A 17,286-nucleotide genomic window follows, 5' to 3' on the forward strand; every position below is an offset into this window, starting at 1 on the left:
AATTTGGTGGCCGTGGCCCTGAATATTGCCGATCTTGCCGAGCACGCCATCGACGCCGTGCCTGACCGTGTAGCCCTCATCTGCGGCGATGAAAAGCTGACCTACGCCGAACTGGAGGAGAAGGCCAACCGCCTGGCGCACTACCTGATCGAGCAGGGTGTGAAGAAGGACGACAAGGTCGGGCTGTACTGCCGCAACCGCATCGAGATCGTCATCGCGATGCTCGGCATCATCAAGGCCGGCGCCATCCTGGTCAACGTCAACTACCGCTACGTCGAGGGGGAGCTTCGCTACCTGTTCGACAACTCCGACATGGTCGCGCTGGTCCACGAACGCCAGTACTCCGACCGCGTGGCCAACGTGCTGCCCGAGACTCCCAACGTCAAGACGATCCTGGTCGTGGAGGACGGCTCGGATGTTCCAGACAACGCTTTCCAGCGCTACGGCGGCGTCGAGTTCCACTCCGCGATCGCGAACAGTTCACCCGAGCGCGACTTCGGCGAACGCAGCGCCGACGACATCTACCTGCTCTACACCGGCGGCACCACCGGATTCCCGAAGGGCGTGATGTGGCGCCACGAGGACATCTACCGCGTGCTGTTCGGTGGAACCGACTTCGCCACAGGAGAATTCGTCGAGGATGAGTACGACCTGGCCAAGGCCGCCGCGGCGAACCCGCCGATGGTCCGCCACCCGATTCCGCCGATGATCCACGGCGCCACCCAGTCGGCGACCTGGATGTCGATCTTCTCGGGTCAAACCACCGTCCTCGCACCGGAATTCAACGCCGAGGAAGTGTGGCGCACGATTCACGACCACAAGGTCAACCTGCTGTTCTTTACCGGCGACGCGATGGCGCGGCCATTGCTGGACGCGCTGCTGGCGCACCAGGACAAGGGCAACCAGTACGACCTGTCCTCGCTGTTCCTGCTCGCCTCCACCGCCGCGCTGTTCTCCCCGAGCATCAAGGAGAAATTCCTCGAGCTGCTGCCCAACCGCGTCATCACCGACTCGATCGGCTCCTCGGAGACCGGCTTCGGCGGCACCAGCGTCGTCGCCAAGGACGCCCCGCACAGCGGCGGCCCGCGGGTCACGATCGACCATCGCACCGTCGTCCTCGACGACGACGGCAACGAGGTCCAGCCTGGCTCGGGAGTCCGTGGATTCATTGCCAAGAAGGGCAACATTCCCGTCGGCTACTACAAGGACGAGAAGAAGACCGCCGAGACGTTCAAGACCATCAACGGCGTGCGTTACGCCATCCCCGGTGACTACGCGACCGTCGAGGAGGACGGCACGGTCACGATGCTGGGCCGCGGCTCGGTGTCGATCAACAGCGGTGGCGAGAAGATCTATCCCGAAGAGGTCGAAGCCGCGCTGAAGGGACACCCCGACGTCTTCGACGCCCTGGTGGTCGGCGTGCCCGACCCCCGCTACGGCCAGCACGTGGCTGCCGTCGTGCAGGCGCGGCCGGGGACCCGTCCGGCGCTGTCCGAACTGGATAGCTTCGTGCGCTCCGAGATCGCGGGATACAAAGTGCCACGCAGTCTTTGGCTCGTCGACGAGGTGAAGCGTTCGCCCGCCGGCAAGCCCGACTACCGCTGGGCCAAGGAGCAGACCGAAGCGCGCCCGGCCGACGACGTGCACGCCGCTCACGCGACGACTGCCTGATACCCTGACCGACTTCGTCAAACAGCACGCCGGCGCCCCCTCCGGCTACTTCGCGTGGGAAGCCGCGGGACTGCGATGGCTTGCGGCGGTCGGCGGCGGCGTGCCCTGTGCGCCGATCGTGGCGGTTGACGCAACGAGCCTGACCTTACGGCGCCTCGAAGCAGTGAGTCCGGATCCGAAGGCCGCACATACCTTCGGCGGCCAATTGGCCGTCACGCACGACGCGAGTGCTCCGGCGTTTGGCGCCGGTCCGGACGGCTGGGATGGGCCGGGCTTCTTCGGGCCGCTGTCGCAGCCATTGCCGATGTCGCTGCGCCGCCATCAAAGCTGGGGCGACTTCTACGCCGAAGAGCGGTTGGCGCCGATGCTCGAGCTCGCCGCGGGCGGGCTCGATGCGTCGGCCCGGACCGCGACCGAGGCCGTCATGAGGCGTTGCCGTGCGGGCGATTTCGAAGACGGCGACCGGCCCGCCCGTTTGCACGGCGATCTGTGGGGCGGCAACGTGATGTGGACACCGGACGGCGTGGTCCTGATCGACCCGGCCGCGCACGCCGGGCATCGCGAGAGCGACCTGGCGATGCTCGCGCTGTTCGGCTGTCCGCACTACGACGCCATCATCGCGGGGTATGAGCAGGTGCGACCGCTGCAACCAGGTTGGCGCGACCGCGTCGGCCTGCACCAGCTTTTTGCGCTGCTGGCGCACGTCGTGCTGTTCGGAGGCGGGTATGCCCAGCGCACCCACGCTTGTGCCCGCGCCGCGCTGAACGCCTGAGACGAATTCAGCTAGCGGTGATCTTGGAGATCTGGGCCATGGACAGCTTCTGGACCGAATCCGGCAGCGGCCGAAGGTAAATGTGCACCGCGTCCAGGAAGTTGGGTTTGCTGCCGTCAGTGACCACCCAGGACAGGAAAGCCTGCATGGTCTGTGCCACCGCAGGATCCTTCTGTTTGGCGTAGACGACCGCGTACTCGTAGTTGACGATCGGGTAGCCGTCCGGGACAGGCCCGTTGACCAGTGAGATCACCTGGTTCGCAGGCATCTGCGAGGCCGACCCCGCGGCCGCTGCCTGAATGCTTTCAGCTTCAGGCATCACATAATTCCCCGAAGCATTGGCCAGTTGGGCTTCGCCCAGTCCACTCTGGATAGCCTGCTCGTGGTAACTGCTGGCGAGATAGGAAACGCAGCCCGGATTTTCGGCACAGCCGGTCACCATGCCCGCCATGCCCGGGGCACCGGTCTCACCGAGCGCGCCGGGGACTGCTGGAAAGTCGACGGCGGTGCCGAAGCCGGGGGACTTGCCCCAGCCCTCGGGATCTTGCTTGGACAGATACTCGGTGAACAGGAACGTGTCGCTGGTCCCCGCATCGGAACGGTGGAGCGGAACGACCCGAGTCGCCGGCAGACTCACCCCCGGATTCAGGGCCGCGATCTGCGGGTCATTCCAGGTCCTGATCTTGCCCTGGTACATGGCGGCCAGCACTTTGCCATTCAGTTTGAGGTGCCCGGCGACACCGGGCAGGTTGTAGTGGACGTACACAGCGGAAACGGCCAGCGCAATGTTCATCAACCCTGGGTGGGCCGCCACGTCAGCCTCGGACAGGTGGACGCCGGAAGCGCCGATGTTCACCGCTCCCGCTGCAGCTTGCGAGATCCCGACCGCGGCCGGCGCGCGGGCGATATTGATCGTGATGTTGAGGTACTTGAAGTGATAAGCCGCAACCCACGCATCGAGCAACGGGTAGAGGTCCTTGGAACCGGACTCTGACAGCGTCACATTTGACGTCGGTGGGGTGGTGGCGATGTTGACGGCGGCGCTAGACGTCGGCGAAGCGCCTGGTGAGTGTGAACCGCACGCGGCTGCGATCAGCATCAGCGGCACCGCCGCGCCCAGCACACGCAAACGAATTTTCATCAGCCCTCGTGGAGTTTCCGTTGGCTCTGGGACGACACCTGGAAGCCTGCGAACACTATTGCAGTTCCGCGCATCTTCCACAGCAGTTGTTATGGATGGCGCCTCCTTGACCAGCCGCCTGCGCTGTGTGGCCCGTCCGCGCCGTACAGTCGAATCGCGATGACGGTCGATGTGTGGATGCAGCACCCCACTGCGCGGTTCCTGCGCAGCGACATGCTGGCGTCCTTACGTCGCTGGACCGGCGGCTCCATCCCGGACGACGATATCCCGATCGACGTCACCGTCGCGGCGATGGACGCGGCCGACGTCGGCTTCGGGCTGCTCAGTGCGTGGTACGGCCCAGGCGGCCAGGACATGGTCTCCAACGACGAGGTCGCCGACTGGGTTCGCTTGCACCCGAACAGGTTTGCCGGTCTGGCGGCCGTCGATCTCGATCGTCCGATGCAGGCGGTCCGTGAGCTGCGGCGCCGGGTCGCCGAAGGATTCGTCGGGCTGCGGGTGGTGCCCTGGCTGTGGAACGCGCCGCCCACTGATCGCCGTTACTACCCGCTGTTCGCCGAGTGCGTCGAGGCCGGCGTTCCGTTCTGTACCCAGGTCGGTCACACCGGCCCGCTACGGCCCTCGGAGACCGGGCGCCCGATACCCTATATCGACCAGGTGGCGCTGGATTTTCCTGAGCTGGTGATTGTGTGCGGACATGTCGGCTATCCATGGACCGAGGAGATGGTGGCCGTTGCGCGCAAGCACGAGAATGTCTACATCGATACGTCGGCGTACACCATTCGGCGGCTGCCGGACGAACTGATCCGGTTCATGAAAACCGGTACCGGACAACGCAAAGTCCTGTTCGGCACCAACTACCCGATGATCACGCACACGCATGCTTTGGCCGGGCTCGACGAACTCGGGCTGGACGACGAGGCTCGCCGCGACTTTCTGCACGGCAATGCCGCACGCGTATTCAAACTGGAGGCAATCAGGTGAACGGTGCGCAGGCTCTGATCAACACCCTGGTCGACGGCGGCGTGGACGTGTGCTTCGCCAATCCCGGCACCTCGGAGATGCACTTCGTGGCCGCGCTGGACACCGTTCCCCAAATGCGGGGCGTGCTAGCGCTTTTCGAGGGTGTCGCCACGGGCGCAGCCGATGGCTACGCCCGCATCGCCGATCGGCCGGCGGCAGTGTTGTTGCATCTGGGGCCAGGATTGGGCAACGGCCTGGCCAACCTGCACAACGCGCGCCGGGCGCATGTGCCGATGGTGGTCGTCGTCGGAGACCACGCCACCTATCACAAAAAGTACGACGCCCCACTGGAATCCGATATCGACGCGCTCGCGGGCACTGTCTCGGGATGGGTGCGCCGCACGGCTACCGCCGCCGACGTGGCGCTCGACGCCGCCGAGGCGATCGCGGCGAGCCGGGCCCGCTCGCTGATCTCCACGCTGATCCTGCCCGCCGACGTGTCCTGGTCGGATGGCGCCCAGCCCGCCGCAGCACCGCCCGCGCGGCCGGCGAGTGCGGACCCCCTGCTGGCGCCCGAGGTCGCGGAGGTCCTGCGATCGGGAGAACCGGCGGTGATCATGGTGGGCGGTGACGCGACCCGCGGCCCCGGGCTGGCCGCCGCCGCGCGGATCGCGGAGGCAACCGGGGCCCGTTGGCTCTGCGAGACCTTTCCGACGCGCCTGGAACGCGGCGCCGGCGTTCCCGCCGTCGAGCGGTTGGCGTATTTCGCCGAGGCCGCCGCGGCCCAACTGGACGGCGCCAAGCATCTGATCCTGGCCGGTGCCAAATCTCCGGTGTCGTTCTTCGCCTACCCGAACATGCCCAGCGACCTGGTACCGGCGGGTTGTGAGGTGCACGTGCTCGCCGATTACCTCGGTGCGGCCGACGCGCTGATCGCACTGGCCGACGAGATCGCGCCCGGCACGGTTGCGCCCCTGGCCGCCGCGTCGCGCCCGCAGCTGCCGACCGGCGCGTTGACCTCGGCGTCGGCGGCCGAAGTGATCGGCGCGCTGTTGCCCGAACGGACGATCGTCGTCGACGAGTCGAATACCTCGGGCCTGCTGCTGGCGCAGGCCACCGCCGGGGCACCGGCGCATGATTGGCTGACGCTGACCGGTGGGGCGATCGGCTACGGCATCCCCACCGCGGTCGGTGCGGCGGTGGCCGCCCCGGACCGGCCGGTGCTCTGCCTGGAATCCGACGGGTCGGCGATGTACACGATTGCCGGGCTGTGGACGCAGGCGCGTGAGAACCTCAACGTGACCACCGTGCTGTACGACAACAGCGCCTACGACATCTTGCGGATTGAGCTGCAGCGCGTCGGTGCCGGGTCCGCCCCCGGTCCCAAGGCGCTGGATCTGCTTGATTTATCGCGTCCTACAATGGATTTCGTCAAGATCTCCGAAGGTATGGGGGTACCGGCCCGCCGGGTGAGCACCGCCGAGGAGTTCGCCGATGCGCTGCGCGAAGGCTTCGCCGAACCCGGGCCGCATCTGATCGACGCGGTGGTGCCTTCGATTACGGGCTGAGGCAACCCGATTCGGCCCTTGGAGTTCGATATCGTCAATAGCGGGCCAGCACGGGAAGCCGGCTGACGAGCCAGTCCGTCACCGTATTGACCACCTCGACACCGGTTTCAAAGCCGCCATCGTGGACTTCGGCTGCCAATGCCACGCCCCATTCCCCCGAAGGCGTGGGCAGGATCCCGAATTGCCGCACCAGGTAATCGCCATCGGTTCCGGGACCCCAACCACCTTTGGCCGCAGAGCCATTGGCGGCCAGGCCCCATCGGTGATCGGGTGTGAGGTCGGTCATCAGCTCGATCACCTCAGTCGCGTCGGGGACCGACGGCAACTCCGCGGCGAATCGGGCTTGCCGCCGCAGCGTCCACTGCGTCTGGCCAAATGCGGTGAAACCGCGCCGAACTCGCCGCGATTCGACCACCGTCGCGGTGTCGCTACCCTCGGCGACAACGCCCTGTACCTTGCGGGCCGCGTCCGCCGGTTCGCCCAGCAGCGACCACAACTGTTCGGAAGCGCGGTTGTCGGATTCGGTGATGGCCTTGACCGCCAGCTCGCGGGCGTTGAGCCAATCGCTACGCAACGCCGCGATCGCCAGCGGCACTTTGATTGTCGACCAGGCCACGCCCGACCACCATCTGCCCAGTGAATAGGTCCGGTCCGGACGCGCGATCGCCACACCAATGTTGGCCGGCACCACGTCGCAAAGCTGCTCAAAACTCGCTTCCAGCGCGAGCTCCAGGGGCCGGGACGTCATAGGGCTATCGGGGTATCGGCCATACCCGATCATGACAGTCGATACCTTCGGCCGCCAACTGGCGTTTGAGCACCTTGAATGTGACCGTCCGCGGCAGCTCCGCGCTGATCCGGACGTACGACGGCCACTGTTTGGGCCCCAGGTCGGGCTGCTCGGCCAGGAACGCCCGAAATTTCTCGGTGTCGAACTCGCTACCCTGCGCCAGCACCAAAGCGGCCATCACCTGATCACCGACCACCGGATCGGGGATCGCGTACACGGCGACCTCGGCCGCGTCGGGGTATCGCAGCAGTACCCGCTCGATCGGTGCTGCGCCGAGGTTCTCGCCGTCGACCCGCATCCAATCACCAAGGCGCCCAGCGAAGTACGCGAATCCGTCCTCATCGCGATAGGCGAGATCACCACTGTGGTAGATCCCGCCGGCCATTCGTTCGGCCTCGGCGGCAGGGTCGTTGTAGTAACCCTCGAATCGGCCTGGCCCGCTGGTGTTTACCAGTTCGCCGACGACTCCCGGCGGGCAGGACCTGCCGGTCTCGGGGTCGACGATGTCTAGCCCCTCGGTCAGCGGCCCCAATGCGCCCGTCGGCGTATCGGGGGTGCGGGCGATCGCGACTCCACCTTCGGTCGAGCCGAACCCGTCCTGCACCTTGCAGCCGAATCTGCGTGCGAACCGTTCGATGTCAGTGGGCACTCCCTCGTTGCCGTACACCGCCCGCAGCGGGTTGTCCGCGTCGTCGGGTTGCTCCGGCTGGGCCAGCACGTAGGACAGCGGCTTGCCCACGTAGTTGGCGTAGGTCGCGCCGTAGCGGCGCACGTCGACCATGAAGTTCGATGCAGAGAACTTGCGCCGCAACGCCATTGAGCCCCGGCACGCCGCGGCCACCGCCCAGCCGACCAGAACCGCGTTGGAATGAAACAGCGGCATCGACACATAGCAGACGTCGTCACGGCCGAGGTCGAACCGGTGTGCCATCGTCGTTCCGGCGATCGCGACCTTGCCGTGGCTGCACTTCACCGCTTTCGGTTCACCGCTGGTTCCCGAGGTGAAGATCAGCATGAAAAGGTCTTCGGCCGACGCTGATTGGAAACTCAACTCGGCATCACGATGTGCGTCGACTTCGGCGACCCACTGCGCAGAATCCACGTTCAGGTGATCGATGTCATCCAGTGTCGCAGCAGATTTCGAGTCGGCTAGGACCAGCTGGCAGTCGGCCCGGCTGATATCGCGTGCCAGTGCCTCGCCGCGACGCACCGAGTTGAGACCGACCGGCACAATCCCCGACATCCCGGCCGCCGTCAACATCGCCGAGAAGAACGGTGTGTTCTCCAGCAGTACGCCGACGTGCGGCGGCCTGTTCGGGTCGAGCCGCTCGCGCAGCGTCGCCACGATCGCGGCACCGTGTCGCAGGTGATCGCGCCAGCTGGTGAACGACTCCTCGAAGTAGATCCCCCGGTCGTCGATCTCAGCCAGCGGCTCCAGCAGCTTGGTAACCGTCGGGTCGGCCGGAATCACCGCAGTCAATGCGCCCACTCCCCCCTCGCCGCTCCGCGGCTGGGGGTGCCCTCACCTCGGTCGTTCATACGAACCGCATCGTCGCCGGGCTGCTAGGCAGGAGTTTCCGCCAGCTCGCGACCGATCCGGCGCAGCTGCCCGGTGGCGCCGCCCAACGCGAACTCGGCCTCTTTGGCGGCCAGGAAGTAGCGGTGCGCCGGGTGATCGGTGTCGACGCCCACGCCACCGTGCACGTGCACGATGGTGTGCGCGACGCGGTGTCCGGCGTCGGCGGCCCAGAACGCCGCGCTGGCCACGTCGATCTCGGCGGGGATGTCCTCGGAGACCTTCCACGCCGCTTGGGTGAGCGTCAACCGCAGCCCCTTGACGTCGATGTAGCCGTCGGCCAGTCGCTGTGACACCGCTTGGAAGCTGCCGATCGGACGGTCGAATTGCTCACGCTCGCGGGCGTATTCGGCCGTCATCTGCAAACCGCGATCGAGCACCCCGAGCTGATACGCGCTGCGGCCCAGGGTTCCCAGCGTGCCGAGCCAGGCGACGACTTCGCTTCCGCCGACCTTCCGGGCCCCGTCCACCGCTACGCCGTCGAGCGCGAGATGCCCGACACTGTTCTTCCCGGTGGTCGCCAGCGTGGTCACCTTGACGCCGTGGTCTTCGGAGCTGACCAGGAAAACGGCTGTGCCGGAATCGGTTTCGGCGGGAACCAGGAAGGCATCCGCGACGGGGCCAAAGAAGACCTGCGTGCGCGTCCCGGTCAGTTGGTAGCCGTCGCCCGCGCGGGTGGCCTGCACGGGGCCCTCGCCCATCTCGCCGTCCAGGGCCACCGTCAGGATCTTCTCGCCTTTGACGGCCGGGACTCCCCAGGTCTGCTGCAGCTCCTGGGAGCCGAAGCGCGCCAGCACTCCGGCGCCCAGCATCACCGATTCCAGGTACGGCACGGCGGCCAGCTGGCGGCCCAGCGCAACCAGGATCGCGACCTGTTCGAGCGCGCCGAAACCGTCGCCGCCCAGCGCTGACGCCGACGCGCTGGTGAGGATGTCGGCCTCGATCAACTTCTGCCACAGGCCGCGGTCGAACCGTTGCTCGAGCCCGTCGAGCTCGCGCTGGTGCTCCGGTGTGCACACCGAGCCCACGATCGTGTCGACCAGGCCCCCGAGGTCAGCCGCCGCTTCGGTTGTCGTGAAATCCATTCCGATGCCGTCCTTCTCGATGCTCAGCGGTACTTAGCGGTTTCGAGGCAGGCCGAGAGCGACCATGCCGATGATGTCGCGCTGCACCTCGTTGGTGCCGCCGCCGAAGGTGAGGATCAGGCACGCGCGGTGCATCCGCTCGACCCGGCCGCGCAACAGCGCACCCGGCGAATCCTGGCGCACGGTTGCCGCGGTGCCCAGCACCTCCATCAGCAGCCGGTAGGCCTCGGTGGCCAGCTCGGTGCCGTACACCTTCGCCGCCGACGCGTCCGCGGGGCCCAGTGCTTCGCCCTCCGCAGAAGCCAGTTCCCAGTTGATCAGCTTGAGCACCTCGGCCTTGGCATGCACCCGCGCCAGGTTCAGCTGGACCCACTCGGAGTCGATCAGCCTGGCCCCGCCGTCGTCCTTCGTGTTTTGTGCCCACTCGCGAACCTCGCGCAGGGCCAGGAAGATCGGTTGCGGCGACACCAGGGCGACCCGCTCGTGGTTGAGCTGGTTGGTCACCAGCTTCCAGCCGCCGTTCTCCTCGCCAACCAGGTTGGTCACCGGGACGCGCACGTCCGAGTAATAGGTGGCGCTGGTGTCCACCCCGGCCATCGTGTGCACGGGAGTCCAGGAGAAGCCCTCGGCGGTCGTCGGCACCACCAGCATCGAAATGCCGCGGTGCTTCTTGGCCTCGGGGTTGGTGCGCACCGCCAGCCAGACCCAGTCGGCGTAGGCGATCAGGCTGGTCCACATCTTCTGGCCGTTGATGACGTAGTCATCGCCGTCGCGGACCGCCGTGGTGCGCAGGTTCGCCAGGTCGGTACCGGCGCCGGGCTCGGAGTAACCGATCGAGAAGTGCAGTTCACCGGCGGCGATCTTGGGCAGGAAGAACTTCTTCTGCTCCTCGGTGCCGAACGCCATGATCGTGGGCGCCACGCTGTTGATGGTCAGGAACGGCACCGGCACGCCCGCGATCGCGGCCTCGTCGGTGAAGATCAGCGAGTCCATCGGGGACCGGTCCTGGCCGCCGTATTCCTTGGGCCAGTTCAGGGTGAGCCACCCGTCCTTGCCCATCTGCGCAACGGTGTCGCGATACGCGTTGCCCGTTCCGACCTCGCCCTGGGTTGAGTGCAGCGCCTCGCGGCGCTCCGGCGTCATGAGCGTGGTGAAGTACGACCGCAGCTCGCGACGCAGCTCCTCCTGTTCAGGGGTGTAACTGATGCGCATTCCAGCCGTCCTTTGGTTAAACGTGACAAGCGGCTATTCGACCAACGGCTACCCGTTCGTCTTCCCGGTTGTAACACGTTCTAGTCTGGGAATCCAGCGACCGTTTCCTCAGACGCACGTGAGCCCTATGGTGGAGCTACATTCTGATGGGACATAGGACGAGATCCGGGCCAGCTTCAAGGAGGATGCCGTGCGGGTGATCGTGGATCGTGACCGGTGCGAAGGCAACGCGGTGTGCTTGGGAATCGCACCAGATATCTTCGACCTCGACGATGAGGACTACGCCGTCGTGAAGCTTGATCCGATTCCGTCCGACCAAGAAAATCTCGCCGAGCAGGCGATCGCCGAGTGCCCGCGCGCGGCGTTGCTGCGCGAAGACTAGCGGCGAGGGACCCCGAAACTAGAGGTATTCATAAATTGACTAGCAGCACGAACGCGACCGATCTATCCGGGAAGGTCGCGGTGGTGACCGGTGCGGCCGCAGGACTTGGGCGCGCCGAAGCGCTTGGTCTGGCCCGCCTTGGCGCCACCGTCGTCGTCAACGACATCGCCGCCGCCCTCGATGCCTCGGACGTGATCGACGAGATCAGTGCCGCCGGTTCCAAGGCCGTCGCGGTGGCCGGTGACATCAGCCAGCGCTCCACGGCCGACGAACTGGTGTCCTGTGCCGACGGTCTGGGCGGACTCGACATCGTGGTCAACAATGCCGGCATCACCCGCGACCGGATGCTGTTCAACATGTCCGATGAGGAATGGGACCAGGTCATCGCGGTTCATCTGCGTGGGCACTTCCTGCTCACCCGCAATGCCGCGACCTACTGGCGGAGTCGGGCCAAGGACGCCGGCGGATCGATCTTCGGCCGGATCGTCAACACCGCATCCGAGGCCGGACTGGTGGGGCCGGTCGGGCAGGCCAACTACGGTGCCGCCAAGGCCGGCATCATCTCGCTCACCCTGACCGCCGCACGGGCGCTGGGCCGCTACGGTGTGTGCGCCAACGCGATCTGCCCACGTGCGCGCACGGCGATGACGGCCGACGTGTTCGGCAGCGCACCAGATATAGAGGAGGGCGGCGTCGACCCGCTGTCGCCCGAGCACGTGGTGAACCTGGTGCAGTTCCTGTCGTCTCCCGCAGCCGCTGAGGTGAACGGCCAGGTGTTCATTGTTTACGGACCGCAAGTGACATTGGTCTCAGCTCCGACGGCGGAGCACCGATTCACCGCGGACGGCGCCGCATGGGACTCGGCCGAACTCACCAGCACATTGCGCGACTACTTTGCTGGTCGGGATCCAGAACGTAACTTTTCCGCGACCGCGTTAATGGAACAATAGCGACGCAAAGCTGTTTCTCGGGGCGAAATCAGCTAGTAGAACGTGTGTCAGATTAGCAATAGCTTAAAGCCGCTGACCAGGACAAATTAACGGTTTAGACAGAGATAACCTGTTCATTGACAGCGTGAACTTTCTCTGAGTTAATATGATCCGGCTCACACGGAGTCGGCTGCGACGAAAGACCACGCAAGGCGAAGGACAGGCTTCGCCGTGAGCAGCAAAGGGGGGCTACCGGGTTGATCGAACAGCTTGCGGTTCCCGCCCGTGCTGTCGGCGGGTTTTTCGAGATGATGATCGATACGGCCCGTGCCTGTTTCCGACGACCGTTTCAAGGCCGTGAATTCCTGGATCAGACGTGGATGATCGCACGCGTGTCGTTGGTCCCGACCCTGTTGGTGTCGATCCCGTTCACCGTCCTGGTCGCATTCACCCTCAATATCTTGCTCCGTGAAATCGGCGCGGCCGATTTGTCCGGCGCCGGAACGGCGTTCGGCACCATCACCCAGTTAGGCCCGGTGGTGACCGTGCTCGTCGTCGCCGGGGCGGGCGCCACCGCGATCTGTGCCGACCTCGGTGCGCGCACCATCCGCGAAGAAATCGACGCGATGCGGGTGCTCGGCATCGACCCGATCCACCGGCTGGTGGTGCCCCGCGTTCTGGCGTCTACCGTTGTCGCACTGTTGCTTAACGGTTTGGTGTGCGCGATCGGTTTGTCCGGTGGGTACGTTTTCTCCGTGTTTCTTCAGGGGGTGAATCCGGGCGCGTTCATCAACGGGTTGACCGTGTTGACCGGACTGCGCGAGTTGGTGCTCGCCGAAGTCAAGGCTCTGTTGTTCGGTGTGATGGCCGGACTCGTCGGCTGCTACCGCGGCCTCACCGTGAAGGGCGGGCCGAAGGGCGTCGGCAACGCGGTCAACGAAACCGTCGTCTACGCGTTCATTTGTCTGTTCGTCATCAACGTCGTGATGACGGCCATCGGCGTGCGGTTCTCGACGAAGTGATCACGCGATGAGCTACGACTTCACTTACCGGTTCCGCAATATCGCGGCGCGGCTGCAAGGCCCGGTCGACGACTTCGGCGAGCAGGCGCTGTTCTACGGCCAAACCGTGCGCTATGTCCCCAATGCGCTGACCCGGTACCGCAAGGAGACGATCCGGCTGATCGCGGAGATGACGCTCGGGGCCGGCGCCCTGGTGATGATCGGCGGCACGGTCGGCGTGGCGGCGTTCCTGACGCTGGCCTCCGGCGGTGTCATCGCCGTCCAGGGTTACTCGTCGCTGGGCAACATCGGTATCGAGGCACTGACCGGCTTCCTGTCGGCGTTTCTGAACGTCCGCGTGGTCGCGCCGGTCATTGCCGGTATCGCGCTGGCGGCCACGATCGGTGCCGGTGCCACCGCCCAACTGGGCGCCATGCGGGTGTCAGAAGAGATCGACGCCGTCGAATGCATGGCGGTGCACTCGGTGTCCTACCTGGTGTCGACGCGGCTGATCGCCGGCCTGGTCGCGATCGTCCCGCTGTATTCGCTGTCGGTGCTCGCCGCGTTCTTCGCCGCGCGCTTCACCACGGTATACATCAATGGGCAGTCGGCCGGTCTCTATGACCACTACTTCAATACGTTCCTCATCCCGTCGGACCTCCTGTGGTCGTTCCTGCAGGCCATCGTGATGTCCATCGCGGTGATGTTGGTCCATACCTATTACGGCTACAACGCCAGCGGTGGGCCGGTAGGCGTGGGCATCGCGGTCGGTCAGGCGGTGCGAACCTCCCTGATCGTCGTCGTCGTCATTACTTTGTTCATCTCGCTAGCCGTTTACGGCGCGTCCGGTAACTTCAACCTCTCGGGTTAAGGGGACCGCTTAAAACATGGCAGACACCGGATCGCGACGCACAACTGTTCGGCTGGCAGCGGCGCTGCTGGCCAGTTTGTTGGTGGCGTTTGCGACGCTGACGTACCTCTCGTACACAGCGGCTTTCGCCTCCGTCGACACGGTCACGGTCGCGGCACCCCGGGCGGGGCTGGTGATGGACAAGGGTGCCAAGGTCAAGTACCGCGGCGTCCAGATCGGCAAGGTCACTGACATCAGCTACGGGGCCGAGCAGGCACGCCTGACCCTGGCAATCAACAGCGACGACATGCATTTCATCCCCTCCAACGCGCCGGTGCATATCTCGGGAAATACGATCTTCGGCGCAAAGTCAGTGGAATTCGTTGTGCCCCAGGCTCCTTCGCCGACCTCGCTGCGTCCCAATGCACACGTCGAGGCCTCCGCGGTGCAGCTGGAAGTCAACACGCTGTTTCAGTCGCTGATGGATCTGCTGCATAAGGTCGACCCGGTGGAATTGAACGGGACGCTCAGCGCCTTCGCCGAAGGTTTGCGTGGTCATGGTGACGACTTCGGTGCGCTGCTGTCGGGCTTGAATACCCTGACGCAGCAAACGAATCCGAAGTTGCCCGCGCTGCAGGAGGACTTCCGCAAGGCCGCGATCGTCACAGGCGTGTACGCCGACGCCGCCCCGGACCTGAACACCATCTTCGACAACCTGCCCACCATCAACAGGACAGTCGTCGACCAGCAGAAGAACCTCAACGACACCCTGTTGGCCACGATCGGCCTGTCCAACAACGCCTATGAGACGTTGGAACCGGCCGAGAAGGACCTCATCGACGCGATCAACCGGCTGCGGGCCCCACTCAAGGTGGCCGCCGACTACTCACCCGAATTCGGCTGCCTGTTCGCGGGTATCGATCGGGGCCTCAAGGAGTTCGGCCCAATTCTGGGTGTCCGCAAGGCAGGCCTGTTCACCTCGTCGAGCTTCGTCCTGGGCGCGCCGGCCTACACGTATCCGGAGTCCCTGCCGATCGTCAACGCCTCCGGCGGACCCAACTGCCGTGGGCTGCCGAACATTCCGAACAAGCAGAACGGCGGATCGTGGTATCGCGCGCCGTTCCTGGTCACCGACAACGCCAACATCCCGTACGAGCCGTTTACCGAACTGCAGTTCGACGCGCCCTCGACGCTGCAGTTCTTGTTCCACGGCTCCTTCGCGGAACGGGACGACTTCTGATGGCGGGTTCGGAAATGCCGTCGCACCGGTCGATGGTGATCAAGGTCAGCATCTTCACGGTGGTGATGCTGCTGGTCGCCGCGGGCTTGGTGGTGGTCTTCGGCGACTTCCGATTCGGCGACGAAAGCACCTATCACGCAACGTTTATCGACGCGTCTCGACTGAAGGCCGGCCAAAAGGTTCGCATTTCCGGTGTGCCCGTCGGTTCGGTGAACGGCGTCAAACTCAACCCGGACAACACCGTTGACGTCGCATTCGGCATCGACAGCCGCTACACGGTGTACTCGTCGACGCGCGCGGTGATCCGCTACGAAAACCTGGTGGGCGACCGCTTCCTCGAGATCACGTCGGGTCCGGGGGAGCTGCGCAAGCTGGCGCCGGGTGGCACGATCAACGCCCAACACACCCAGCCCGCACTGGATTTGGACGCGCTGCTGGGTGGACTGCGGCCGGTACTCAAGGGTTTGGACGCCGACAAGGTCAACACGATCAGCGGCGCCGTCATCGAGTTGTTGCAGGGCCAGGGTGGAGCGTTGTCGAATGTGCTGGCCGACACCAGCGCTTTCTCCACGGCGCTGGGCCAGCGCGACCAACTCATCGGCGACACGATCACCAACCTGAACCAGGTGCTGGGCACCATCGATCAAAAGAGCGCGCAATTCTCGACCAGCGTCGACCAGCTGCAGCAATTGATCAGTGGCCTGGCCAAGAACAAGGACTCGATCGCCGGAGCCATTCCGCCGCTTGCGTCGACTACGACGGATCTCACTGAGCTGCTGAAGAATTCACGCCGGCCGCTGCAAGGAATCCTGGAGAACACCCGGCCGTTGGCCACCGAGATCGACAACCGCAAGGCCGAAGTCGACAACGACGTCGAGCAACTGGGTGAGGACTATCTGCGCCTGGCCGCACTCGGTGCCTATGGCTCGTTCTTCAACATCTACTTCTGCTCCGTGACGATCAAGATCAACGGACCGGCCGGTAGCGACATCCGCCTGCCCCTTGGTGGCCAGGTGGATCCCAGCCAAGGGAGGTGCGCTTTTGTCAAGCAATGACAAGCGCGAACGCGACCCGTTGCGCACCGGGGTCTTCGGTGTGGTGCTGGTCCTGTGCGTGGTGTTGCTCGCATTCGGCTACGCCAACCTGCCGTTCTGGCCGCAGGGCCGCGTCTACGACGCTTACTTCAGCGACGCCGGCGGCATCTCGCCCGGCAACTCCGTATACGTGTCGGGCTTCAAGGTGGGCAAGGTGCAGGCGGTCGGGCTGGCCGGCGACAGCGCGAAGGTGACGTTCTCCATCGATCGCCACGTCGCGGTCGGTGACCAGTCACTGGCCGCGATCCGCACCGACACGATCCTGGGCGAGCGTTCGATTGCGGTGACTCCCGCCGGCCACGGCAAGGCGACCACGATTCCGCGCAGCCGCACGACGACGCCGTACACGCTGGCCGGTGCCCTCGAGGATCTGGGTCAGAATGCGAACAACCTGAACAAGCCGCAGTTCGAACAGGCGTTGAACGTTCTCACCGATACGCTGCACGGCGCCACCCCGCAACTGCGCGGCGCCCTGGATGGGGTGACATCGTTGTCCCGCACTCTGAACCGCCGGGACGAAGCGCTGCAAAGCCTGCTGGCACATGCGAAGTCGGTGACAGCGGTGTTGTCCGACCGGGCCAACCAGGTCAACAAGTTGGTCGACGACGGCAACGAATTGTTCGCCGCGCTCGATGAGCGCCGCGCCGCACTTGGGCAATTGATCTCGGGCATCAACGACGTCTCCACCCAGATTTCCGGCTTCGTTGCCGACAACCGGAAAGAGTTCGGCCCCGCCTTGAGCAAGCTCAACGACGTACTGAGCAACCTCAACGAGCGTCGCGACTACATCACCGAGGCTCTCAAGCGGTTGCCCACCTACGCGACCGAGCTCGGCGAGGTCGTTGGCTCCGGGCCAGGGTTCAACGTCAACGTCTACGGCGTCATCCCGGCGCCGCTGCTGGCCACGATGTTCGACTTCTTCTACCAGCCGGGCAAGCTGCCGGCCAGCCTCTCCGACTATCTGCGCGGATTGATCCAGGAACGCTGGACCATCCGCCCGAAGTCGCCATGA

At 65.2% G+C, this 17,286-nt stretch carries 16 protein-coding genes; 11 read left to right on the plus strand and 5 right to left on the minus strand.

What is annotated here, in order from left to right; translation table 11 throughout:
* Positions 1-6 precede the first annotated feature (6 nt).
* Positions 7-1,671 carry an acyl-CoA synthetase gene (locus SKC41_RS10370; protein WP_330977547.1) on the plus strand — a complete coding sequence of 555 codons (1,665 nt, stop codon included), beginning with the start codon at positions 7-9 and terminating at the stop codon, positions 1,669-1,671.
* Positions 1,672-1,675: 4 nt separating this feature from the next.
* The gene (locus SKC41_RS10375; RefSeq protein ID WP_330978829.1) at positions 1,676-2,443 is read left to right on the plus strand and encodes a fructosamine kinase family protein; all 768 of its coding nucleotides are present in this window, start codon (positions 1,676-1,678) and stop codon (positions 2,441-2,443) included.
* Positions 2,444-2,450: 7 nt separating this feature from the next.
* Here SKC41_RS10375 and pstS read toward each other — a convergent pair whose 3' ends face one another.
* Complete coding sequence (gene pstS / locus SKC41_RS10380; RefSeq protein ID WP_330977548.1) at positions 2,451-3,584, minus strand: phosphate ABC transporter substrate-binding protein PstS; 1,134 nt, start codon at positions 3,582-3,584, stop codon at positions 2,451-2,453.
* Positions 3,585-3,743: 159 nt separating this feature from the next.
* Between pstS and SKC41_RS10385 the strand changes: the two genes are divergently transcribed.
* Together SKC41_RS10385 and SKC41_RS10390 are read left to right on the plus strand one after the other, a co-directional pair.
* On the plus strand, positions 3,744-4,568 hold the full coding sequence (locus SKC41_RS10385; RefSeq protein ID WP_330977549.1) for an amidohydrolase family protein: 825 nt from the start codon (positions 3,744-3,746) through the stop codon (positions 4,566-4,568).
* Complete coding sequence (locus tag SKC41_RS10390) at positions 4,565-6,115, plus strand: acetolactate synthase large subunit (RefSeq protein WP_330977550.1); 1,551 nt, start codon at positions 4,565-4,567, stop codon at positions 6,113-6,115. Before SKC41_RS10385 ends, SKC41_RS10390 begins: the two co-directional genes overlap by 4 nt.
* A 34-nt stretch (positions 6,116-6,149) precedes the next feature.
* Here SKC41_RS10390 and SKC41_RS10395 read toward each other — a convergent pair whose 3' ends face one another.
* The 4 genes from SKC41_RS10395 to SKC41_RS10410 all read right to left on the minus strand — a co-directional run bounded on the left by SKC41_RS10395 (position 6,150) and on the right by SKC41_RS10410 (position 10,778).
* On the minus strand, positions 6,150-6,863 hold the full coding sequence (locus SKC41_RS10395; protein WP_330977551.1) for a hypothetical protein: 714 nt from the start codon (positions 6,861-6,863) through the stop codon (positions 6,150-6,152).
* A 4-nt stretch (positions 6,864-6,867) separates the two neighbouring features.
* Complete coding sequence (fadD17, locus tag SKC41_RS10400; RefSeq protein WP_330978830.1) at positions 6,868-8,376, minus strand: long-chain-fatty-acid--CoA ligase FadD17; 1,509 nt, start codon at positions 8,374-8,376, stop codon at positions 6,868-6,870.
* Between the two features lie 92 nt (positions 8,377-8,468).
* Complete coding sequence (locus SKC41_RS10405) at positions 8,469-9,566, minus strand: acyl-CoA dehydrogenase family protein (protein ID WP_330977552.1); 1,098 nt, start codon at positions 9,564-9,566, stop codon at positions 8,469-8,471.
* 33 nt (positions 9,567-9,599) lie between these two features.
* Complete coding sequence (locus tag SKC41_RS10410; protein WP_330977553.1) at positions 9,600-10,778, minus strand: acyl-CoA dehydrogenase; 1,179 nt, start codon at positions 10,776-10,778, stop codon at positions 9,600-9,602.
* A 190-nt stretch (positions 10,779-10,968) separates the two neighbouring features.
* On the opposite strand from SKC41_RS10410, the gene SKC41_RS10415 reads away from it, so the two are divergent.
* From SKC41_RS10415 to SKC41_RS10445, 7 genes are all read left to right on the plus strand, one after another.
* Positions 10,969-11,160 (plus strand): ferredoxin, encoded by a 192-nt coding sequence (locus SKC41_RS10415; protein ID WP_036471727.1) that lies wholly within the window; start codon positions 10,969-10,971, stop codon positions 11,158-11,160.
* Between the two features lie 35 nt (positions 11,161-11,195).
* The gene (locus tag SKC41_RS10420; protein ID WP_330977554.1) at positions 11,196-12,110 is read left to right on the plus strand and encodes a 3-oxoacyl-ACP reductase; all 915 of its coding nucleotides are present in this window, start codon (positions 11,196-11,198) and stop codon (positions 12,108-12,110) included.
* 236 nt (positions 12,111-12,346) lie between these two features.
* Complete coding sequence (locus SKC41_RS10425) at positions 12,347-13,111, plus strand: MlaE family ABC transporter permease (protein ID WP_330977555.1); 765 nt, start codon at positions 12,347-12,349, stop codon at positions 13,109-13,111.
* Between the two features lie 7 nt (positions 13,112-13,118).
* Positions 13,119-13,961 carry an MlaE family ABC transporter permease gene (locus SKC41_RS10430; RefSeq protein ID WP_330977556.1) on the plus strand — a complete coding sequence of 281 codons (843 nt, stop codon included), beginning with the start codon at positions 13,119-13,121 and terminating at the stop codon, positions 13,959-13,961.
* 16 nt (positions 13,962-13,977) lie between these two features.
* Positions 13,978-15,180: an MCE family protein gene (locus SKC41_RS10435; RefSeq protein ID WP_330977557.1), complete on the plus strand. Its 1,203-nt coding sequence runs from the start codon at positions 13,978-13,980 to the stop codon at positions 15,178-15,180.
* Positions 15,180-16,235: an MCE family protein gene (locus SKC41_RS10440; RefSeq protein ID WP_330977558.1), complete on the plus strand. Its 1,056-nt coding sequence runs from the start codon at positions 15,180-15,182 to the stop codon at positions 16,233-16,235. Before SKC41_RS10435 ends, SKC41_RS10440 begins: the two co-directional genes overlap by 1 nt.
* Positions 16,222-17,286: a virulence factor Mce family protein gene (locus tag SKC41_RS10445; RefSeq protein ID WP_442931584.1), complete on the plus strand. Its 1,065-nt coding sequence runs from the start codon at positions 16,222-16,224 to the stop codon at positions 17,284-17,286. The genes SKC41_RS10440 and SKC41_RS10445 overlap by 14 nt, the downstream gene beginning before the upstream one ends.

Source organism: Mycobacterium sp. 050128 (assembly GCF_036409155.1).
GTDB lineage: Bacteria > Actinomycetota > Actinomycetes > Mycobacteriales > Mycobacteriaceae > Mycobacterium.

Coding starts and splice junctions, on each gene's coding strand:
- pstS (WP_330977548.1), bottom strand. CDS start 3,584: ATGAAAATTCGTTTGCGTGTGCTGGGCGCGGCGGTGCCGCTGATGCTG.
- SKC41_RS10435 (WP_330977557.1), top strand. CDS start 13,978: ATGGCAGACACCGGATCGCGACGCACAACTGTTCGGCTGGCAGCGGCG.
- SKC41_RS10405 (WP_330977552.1), bottom strand. CDS start 9,566: ATGGATTTCACGACAACCGAAGCGGCGGCTGACCTCGGGGGCCTGGTC.
- SKC41_RS10440 (WP_330977558.1), top strand. CDS start 15,180: ATGGCGGGTTCGGAAATGCCGTCGCACCGGTCGATGGTGATCAAGGTC.
- SKC41_RS10430 (WP_330977556.1), top strand. CDS start 13,119: ATGAGCTACGACTTCACTTACCGGTTCCGCAATATCGCGGCGCGGCTG.
- SKC41_RS10385 (WP_330977549.1), top strand. CDS start 3,744: ATGACGGTCGATGTGTGGATGCAGCACCCCACTGCGCGGTTCCTGCGC.
- SKC41_RS10410 (WP_330977553.1), bottom strand. CDS start 10,778: ATGCGCATCAGTTACACCCCTGAACAGGAGGAGCTGCGTCGCGAGCTG.
- SKC41_RS10395 (WP_330977551.1), bottom strand. CDS start 6,863: ATGACGTCCCGGCCCCTGGAGCTCGCGCTGGAAGCGAGTTTTGAGCAG.